General features: G+C 71.0%; 7 protein-coding genes. 6 read left to right on the forward strand and 1 reads right to left on the reverse strand.

Going from position 1 to position 8,140, the window contains the following annotated elements; genetic code table 11:
• The 5 genes from E1258_RS34085 to E1258_RS27125 all read left to right on the forward strand — a co-directional run.
• A partial coding sequence (locus tag E1258_RS34085; protein WP_207919734.1) for a hypothetical protein occupies positions 1-184 on the forward strand: 184 nt, incomplete at its 5' end.
• Complete coding sequence (locus E1258_RS27110) at positions 171-2,498, forward strand: hypothetical protein (protein WP_132406105.1); 2,328 nt, start codon at positions 171-173, stop codon at positions 2,496-2,498. The genes E1258_RS34085 and E1258_RS27110, both read left to right, overlap by 14 nt.
• Positions 2,495-3,304, forward strand: a complete 810-nt coding sequence (locus tag E1258_RS27115) for a hypothetical protein (protein WP_132406107.1) — start codon at positions 2,495-2,497, stop codon at positions 3,302-3,304. The genes E1258_RS27110 and E1258_RS27115 overlap by 4 nt, the downstream gene beginning before the upstream one ends.
• Before the next feature lie 104 nt (positions 3,305-3,408).
• Positions 3,409-4,536 carry an OmpA family protein gene (locus E1258_RS27120; RefSeq protein WP_165949913.1) on the forward strand — a complete coding sequence of 376 codons (1,128 nt, stop codon included), beginning with the start codon at positions 3,409-3,411 and terminating at the stop codon, positions 4,534-4,536.
• A gap of 14 nt (positions 4,537-4,550) precedes the next feature.
• On the forward strand, positions 4,551-5,840 hold the full coding sequence (locus E1258_RS27125; protein WP_132406111.1) for a hypothetical protein: 1,290 nt from the start codon (positions 4,551-4,553) through the stop codon (positions 5,838-5,840).
• A 151-nt stretch (positions 5,841-5,991) separates the two neighbouring features.
• On the opposite strand, the gene E1258_RS27130 is transcribed toward E1258_RS27125, so the two are convergent.
• Positions 5,992-6,189: a hypothetical protein gene (locus E1258_RS27130; RefSeq protein ID WP_132406113.1), complete on the reverse strand. Its 198-nt coding sequence runs from the start codon at positions 6,187-6,189 to the stop codon at positions 5,992-5,994.
• A gap of 389 nt (positions 6,190-6,578) precedes the next feature.
• Between E1258_RS27130 and E1258_RS27135 the strand changes: the two genes are divergently transcribed.
• A protein-coding gene (locus tag E1258_RS27135; RefSeq protein WP_165949914.1) for an IS5 family transposase occupies positions 6,579-7,372 on the forward strand; the annotation gives its coding sequence in 2 pieces (ribosomal slippage) (positions 6,579-6,912 and positions 6,912-7,372; 795 coding nt in all).
• Positions 7,373-8,140: the final 768 nt, after the last annotated feature.

An 8,140-nucleotide genomic window follows, 5' to 3' on the forward strand; every position in this document is an offset into this window, starting at 1 on the left:
CGCCTCTACCGGCCCCCCGGGCCCCGACCGTGCCACGGCCACCCCTGAAGAGGTCGAACGGGGCGCGGACGGGCGAGGCGCGGGCGACACGTACGACATCTCCGCCGGCGTCGTCCAGGGCGGTTTCGCCGTCGGCAGGAACGCCACCTCCCACCACTACGGGGCGCGGCATGACCGGCGATGACGACCTCGACCAGGTCGGCGTCGCGGCGCCGCCGCCGGAGGCCGGCGCGGCCGACGTAGCCCCGTCGGCGGACGAGATCGGGGCCGCCGACCCGGCGGACGGGGACGACCGTCCCGGGGCGTCGTCCGACGCGCCGGTGGACCCGACGCCGCAGGAGCAGGCGGTGGCCCGGAGGGACGTCGCCGACGGCGGCCCGGGTGCGGCCGACGGCCGTAGGCCGGAGACGTTGCACGAGTGGCTGCCCAAGCAGCAGTTGGGCAAGCCGTCGTCGGGCAAGACGCCTGACGATGCGGAGTCCCCGGCGGAGGCCTTCAACCTCCAGCGGGGGGACCAGTACCGCACGCGCGTGAACACGGTCGACGGCCCGGCGGCCTTCGGGACGAACGCGGTCTCGGTCCAGGTCAAGCTGGGCGGCCAGCGGATCACCCTCACCCGCTACGAGCTGACGGGCGTCGACCTGCAGCAACAGCGCCGACGGTATGTGCAAGGGCCGAACTTCCCATCGGCTCTCGCCACGCTTCGTACCGAAGGGCTGGTGATCGTCCGGGGCCCCGACGGCAGCGGCCGGCGGGGCGCGGGTCACGCTCTCCTGGAGCGGATGTACGCCGAGGGTCGGATCGTCGCGGTCGGCGGGCTGGTGATGCCCGACGGTGTCGTCGCGGGTGAGGTGCTGTCCCAGTCCGAGGCGATCTTTCCAGCCGGCTGGGGTCTGGTTCTCGAAGTCCGCGACGGTGCGGATCTCGCCGACGAGTCGACCGTGGAGGCCTACCGCACAGCGGTGGGGCACGGCGGCCGTGGGTACGTCGTGCTGCTCGGGCCGTCGGCGGGTGAGGCCGAAACCAGCCGGTACGCCGTCACCCACGACTGGCCGGACCCGGCGGCGGTGCTCGAACGCTACCTGGAGACGGAGCTGCCCGGATTTCCTCCCGACGCGCTGCGGACGGTGCTGACCGACGAGGCGACCACGGAGTACCTCGCGATCAACCGCCGTCCCGGTCGAGTGGTGAAACTGGCCCGGGCCCTGGTCGAGGGCCTGCGGCAGGGAAAGGCGACCGAGGAGGTGGTGGCCGCCCTGGAGCCGGACTGGCGGGCGGTGGCCCGGGCGGCGTTCGAGGACGCGCTCGTGGCCTCGTCGGCCGCCGACCCCTTCGGGGGCCCGCGACGGCAGGCCCTGCGCACGGCGTACGCGATCTTCGACGGCATCGAGCTGGTCGACGTGCTCTCCGCCGCCGAGCAACTGCTCGGCATGCTGCGGCTCGTCGAGGCACCGGATTCCACACCCGCCCGGCCGGTCTTCGACGACGGCCTGGAGAAGCTCTTCTATCCCGACATGCTGGGCGACCTCGGCACCGGCAAGGAGGCGTCGCCGCGCCGCGCCCAACTGCGCAACGCCGCGCTCTCGGACGCCTTCCTCGATGTCGCGTGGAACGACTACGACACGACCCGGGAGGTCCTGCTGTACTGGCTGGACCGGGTCGTCACGAGCGGCCGCCCCGCGATGAGGCTCCGCGCCGCGCAGGCCGTGGGGAAGCTCGCCGTGTACGACTTCGAGAAGATCATGGCGGACCTGATCCGGCCGTGGGCGCTGGACACCAACGGCATGCGCCGGCAGGCGGCGGCATGGGCGCTGGAGCAGGTCGGCCGCAACGACCGATTCGTCATCCGGGTGCGCCGGCGGGTCGGCGACTGGGTGTCGAGCAACGACCCGGAGCTGCACGACACGGCAGCCAGGGTCTACGGAACGGAGCTGGGCGTGGCCATCCCGGATGTGGCCCTGCACGACCTGCGGGTCATCGCCGCCGATCCGCGACAGCGGGCGTACCGGAGCGTCGGCCGTGCGGTGGCGGGCATCTACCAGGAGGCCGGCTCGACGGAGCTGGTCTTCGACCACGTCGACGCCTGGTTGACCGATGACGCGGCGGACGTCAGGACCCACGCCACCTGGGCGGTCCTCTTCCTCGCCCGGCTGCTCGGCCGCGACCGCCCGGAGTGGCCGCAGCTCCTGGTCGACGCAACCGTCGTACCCGAACGGCTGCCGGCGCTGGTGCGGATGTGGAAGGCCGCCCTCGCCGACCCGGCGACCGCGTACCCGGCCTGGGACCTGATGCGACAGTGGCTGGAGCTGCCGTACCGCCCCGGTGGCCCGCACGAGGACCTCTCCGAGGCGCTCTCCGGCCTGGTGCGCAAGACGCTGGTCGACCGGCGGCTGCGCAAGCGTGGCCTCTGGCACCTGCGGCTGTGGCACGGCCGCCGCCCCGAAGACCTGTTGCTGAAGGAACTCATCGACCGACCCACGGAGGACCGAACCCGATGACGACGTACGAATCCGACCGGAAGCCCGGCTTCTGGCGCCGACTCTGGAACCGGCTGACAGGGCGGCGTCCGGAGGCACGTTCGGAGCAGCCCGCGACTGCGACTTCGCCGGCCGCCAGCGTCCCGATCACCCCGCTGACCGAGTCGATCGACGCTGGGACGCCGCTGGCGATCCCGGCGATGGGCGAGGCGTACGACTTCCAGGTGCAGGTGGAGGCGACCTGGTCGGCCGCGGTGACCGACCTCGACGACCTCAGGACCCGCGCGGACCGGCACTCCGAGAGCGTCCGCCGCGCGGTGCGGGACGTGGTCTGGCAGGTGGGACGGGCCTTCGCACCGCACCGGGCACTCGATGCGGAGCGGGCCATGGTCGAGGCGCTGCCCGCCGATTTCTGCTTCACCGACGCCGGAGTCTCGCTGCGCTGCCAGGTGAAACTGCGGGTGCGGCCGGACGCGCGGGTGGTCGACGTGCTGCTGGCCTACTCGCTCATGCGGGTGCGGGCGGACAACGTGGAGGCGGCGGCGGCCCGTTGGCGGGAGATCCTCACCGGGTTCACCGGCCAGGACGTCGGCGACCTGGTCCTGCCGTACGCCGCGCAGCTGACCGACAAGCCGTTCGCGGCGTCGGTGACCGGGTTGGAGAACGCCCGCCACCAGGCCCGTACCGACCTGGCGGACGTGCTCGACCGGGCCGCCAAGAGCCACACCCGCGTGGGCCTGTTCGAGTTCGCCGAGTCGTACGAGGCCGCGCTGCACGCGTTCCGGCGCAGCCAGGGCCTGCCCGTCGGAAGTGGTGACGACTCATGACGCCGGCGGTACGCCGATGGCTCGTATCGGTGGTCGTCGCAGTCCTGGCCGCACCGTCGCTGGTTGGGTGTCGGCCGCCCAGCGGCCCGAAGCCCTGCGAGTGGATGGGCGAGCCCGGGGAGGCGACTGGGCGGACGGCACTCCTGGTCGACGTCACCAACTCGACCCGGGCCACCGGCCCCGCTGCGCCGGACTATCGCAACGCCCTCGACGAGTTCATCCGACGGGCGGTCGAGGGGCGGGACACCGTAGCCGTGGCTCCGTTCAGCGGCACCACGGCGGGCCTGTCGTGGAGCGCCTTCGAGCGGTCGACGGACTGGAAGAAGGACGACGACAACCCGGACAACCAGAAGGACCGCCGCCAGGAGGCCGAGGGGTGCCTCGGGGATTGGCTCGACGCGGCCCGGACGACCAGCCCGGCCGCGCCGGGCACCGACATCCTGCGCCCCGTGGCCGCTGCGGCCGACTGGCTCCGTCAGGGTGAGGGTGCCAAGCGCCTGGTCGTCGCCACCGACGGCTTGGTCACGTCGGGCTGCGCCAGCCTGGTGAAGTCGGCTTTCAGCGGCGGTGACGAGATTGCCGCGCTGACCGCCGTGTGCTCGGCGGAGGCGGCGCAGGAGCTCCGACGGGACGTGTTCGTCGGCATCGAGGTGAGCTTCGTCGGCATCGGTCATCCCGCCGCTGGTCAGCCGTTGCCGACGCCGGCCCAGGTGCAGTGGCTGACCCGGCTGTGGAAGGAGTTCTGCGAGTTCCAGGGGGGTGACTGCGACGTCCGGGCCGCCTCGTTCGGCGGTAACCCGGAGGATCCCGGCCCGCAGCCCGGGCCCGTGGCCGGGGTCGGGGATCCGGTGGTGCGGTACGGCACCGCAGCGCAGCGGTACAGCCTTCCGGCGGCCGCGCTCTTCGACACGGGCGAGGTCGTGCTCCGGTCGGCCGCCACGCCGCTGCTCACCGAGCTCGCGGTGACGTTGCGGACCGGCGCGACGACGCGGGTGCAGGTGATCGGCTTTGCCGACCCGCGCGGCGATGACACCGACAACCGCGACCTCTCCAGGAACCGCGCGGAGGCGGTCGCCCAGTTCCTCCGGGGGGAGGGCGTGCCGAACGTCGTGGCCGAGGGAAGAGGCGAGATCAACACGTGCGTCGACGGGACCAGCTTTCCGGTCACCGCGACGGCCGACGATGAGACCCAGTGCGCCCGTCGGGTCGACATCCTGGCTTCTCGATCGTGAGGAGAGACATGGTGATGGATGAGGCAGCGAGCAACGGTCGGCGTTGGCAGGCGCCGACGCCCTGTCCGGCCTCGACCGTCCTGCTCGGCAACCCGGTCGTACGGGCAGGGGAGCAGCGACCGGAGGACCTGGAGGCGGCTGCCCTGTTGCGTGCGTTCGGCAGTGGCAACGTGGCCCTCCTGGCATCCCAGGCCGCGCTGGACAGCGCCGGCGATCAGGTGGTGGAGCGGTACCACGCGGCGCAGGCGGCGATCGACGCGATCGACCGTTTCGTGTCTCGGGAGCGGGTCGTGGAGGCACGTCGCGCGGAGCAGACGGTTACCCAGTCGCACGCGAACGACGGGGCGGAGAACCTGCGCCGCCGGGTCCTTCCGAAGTGGGCGGTCTGGGTGGTGCTGGCACTCGCGGCGGTCTTCGACGTGGCGTTCGTGGCGAACGTGGTGCAGCGGATCTTCGGGGCCGGCCCGTCCGAGATCGTCTACTACATCGCCTACCTGCCCGGCATCGGTATGGCCCTCTGTCTGCTGGCCGCCGGGCAGAGTCTGGCGGAGCACCTGTTCCGACACCGGGTCCGGGTGACCCGTTCCCGCCGTCGCGGGCCGCTCAACCCGTGGCTGCTGCTGCGCCGGGCGCTGTGGCACTGGCGACCCGAGGAACAGACTCGGCAGGAGCACGACCTGCCGTGGCCTCGGCTGGCCGGGCCGGTGATCCTCGCCGTCCTGGCCGTCGGCGTGCTCGCCGCAGGCGCCTACGTGCGGTCCACGCAGGCGAAGTCCTTCGCCGCCCTGGTCAGTTTCCAGCCGGTCTTCGTGGGCCTGCTGGTGCTGCTGAGCGTCTCCGCCATCGCCGTCAAGGTCCTGTCCCACAACCCGTACGCGGACCGGGCGAAGGAGGTGGCCAAGGACATCACCGATCTGGAGGAGCAGGCCAAGGAGTTGACCGATGCCGGCCGGAGCGAGTTGGTGGCGCACAGGAAGGCGTGGAACAACCTGAAGTCCGCGATCACCTCGGCGGAAGGCGAGGCGGTGCGGGTGGTGGAGGAGGAGTGTGCCCGCATCCTCGACGATCGCGGCCGCCGCGGTGTGGAGGGGCCGCTTCGGCTGCCGCTCACCGTGCTGCGGTGGCCCGAGGAGGGTACGGAACCGTCGGCGGAGCCGGTGCTGCCCGCGCTCCGCCTCGACATCCTCCAGCACGCCCGGGACGTGGCCGCGCAGCACGACCCGCAGAGCTTGCAGAAGGCGTTCGACACGCTGGTGGCCGCGCTCCACCAACAGTTCCGGCCGGTGGCCGCCGGCACGCGTTGACGCCCCCTACGTCACCTGGCCTCGGCGTTGGGCGTGGCGCGGCATGAGAACGGCCACCGCATGATCATCGATGGTCTGTGCTGACAACCGAGAATCGTGCGGTGGCCGCGTGTCACGGCTTGGGCGAGGTGGCCCGGCCCGGCGAGGCGGCTCAGGCGGCGATGCGGTCGGCGAGCGCCGCGCCGGCGGCCACCGCTGCCTCCTCGGCGGTCTTGCGCATGGTCGAGGCGAGCTCGGTGAACTCGTCCAGCGTGGGGTTCACACCGACGAGGGTGAACTCCCGCTCGACCACCGTGAGGTCGACACCCCAGATGTCGGCGACGATCCGGCGTTTAAACGCCTTTGCCATCACCTTCAGCGACCGCTTCCCGGAGAGACAGAGCCGTTAGATCCACAGACCCGCACGAAGGTCGTAGGTTGTGTAACGCGCGGCAGCCGTCAGGATGCCGAAGCTGCAGAGTCATCCGACATCGCTATGCGTGTCGGGCGGATCCGGGTGCTCGGCGGGTGCTCGCCCGCCGTGGACCGGTCGGACAGCCGTGGACCGTCATGGGCCAGTCATTGGTGAAGTGGTAGACAAGCCGCCAACGGTTGGACTATTTGGATCCAGGGGAACAGCCTTTGTCGGATCAGTGTCAGCTCTTAGAGGTCCTAACAAAATGGTCTTTGGGTCTTCCGTCCGTTGTAGAGGGTGATCTACGATGTCGGGCCGTGAGGCGTGGCGAGCAGCCGCCGTGGATCGTGCCGGACGGGCTGTGGCAGCGCATCGAGCCGCTGCTGCCCAAACCTGAGCGCAACCCGCGGCACCCGGGACGCAAGCGGATCCCTGACCGACAAGTGCTGTGCGGAATCCTGTTCGTGCTGCACACCGGCATCCAGTGGGAGTTCCTGCCGCAGCAGCTGGGGTTCGGGTCGGGAATGACCTGCTGGCGACGCCTGGAGGAATGGAACCGGGCCGGGGTCTGGCAGCGGCTGCACGAGCTGCTGCTGGCCGAACTCCAGGCAGCCGGCAAGCTCGACTGGTCCCGCACCGTGATCGACTCCTCGCACGTGCGGGCCGCCAGACGTGGCCCAAAAGCGGCCCGAGCCCGGTCGACCGCGCCCGCCCGGGCTCGAAGCACCACGTCCTGACCGAGGGCGCCGGTATCCCCCTGGCCGTGTCGCTGACCGGCGGCAACCGCCACGACGTCACTCAACTGCTCCCGCTGATCGACAAGATTCCGCCGGTACGCGGGTGGCGCGGACGCCCACGCCAGCGCCCCGACCAGTTGTTCGCCGACCGCGCCTACGACCACGACAAGTACCGCAAGGCAGTACGCGGCAAGGGCATCCGCCCGCGCATCGCCCGCCGTGGCCAGCCCCACGGATCCGGACTCGGAGTGTTCCGGTGGGTGGTCGAGCGGACGATCGCCTGGTACCACGGCATGCGACGACTACGCATCCGCTGGGAACGCCGCGACGACATCCACGAAGCCTTCCTCAGCCTCGCCACCTGCATCATCACGTACCGACATGTCGCACGACTTTGTTAGGACCTCTAAATCTCCGTCGATCACGACGTGCCCTGGAACGGGCTCGCTCGCGGGCTCTGTTGTGCTGTGACCATCCGGCGTGCCGACCGGCCCGCGCATGAAGCCTCTCCTTCCGCTAAGGCGGGCACTTCCGGCCGTGTGCTGGTCGAATGTGTACCGCGACGAAGGTGCCCCAGCGCTGGCGGTGGTTTCGGTTGACGGTGGCGTCCAGAACCGCCGGCTGAGCAGGCCGGAACAGGAGCGGCCCGGCTGACAGGTCGATTCATGGCTGTCGCGCGGCGCCGCTTCCGTTGCCCTGTGCCTGCCAGCGTCTTTCTTTTGCTTTGCAGGATGCCCATGGGGCAGCCGGCGGATTGAACCGGGAGAGAACTTCGTGGCCTATCAACCGGGGCCTAACAACCTACTTCGCGCGGCGCGGCTTGCGCTGCCGTCGCCGTCGCCGTCGGGGCGGCTGTTGTCCCGGCAGGAGCAGGCCGACGCAGTCAACACACACGCCCACGCACATACGGCATGCCGCAGCGCCGTGGACGCCCGCTACATCGGCAGGCTCGAACCTGGGGAGCATCGGTGGCCGTTCGAGCCGTACCGTACGGCGTTGCGGGAGGTCCTAGCCTCGATGATTCGCGCCTGACGGCGGCGTCTTTAGCCCGGCGTCGTTGATCGCTGTTGATCGATGTTGTTCGGTTCCGGGCATGGTGGTGGGCCGTCTGTCGCGGCGGCGGGGCGTGGTCTCCTGGGTCCTCCGGGTTGTTGGGGCGGCTGCCGGGC

Origin of the sequence: Micromonospora sp. KC207, from assembly GCF_004348615.1 — a bacterium.
GTDB lineage: Bacteria > Actinomycetota > Actinomycetes > Mycobacteriales > Micromonosporaceae > Micromonospora.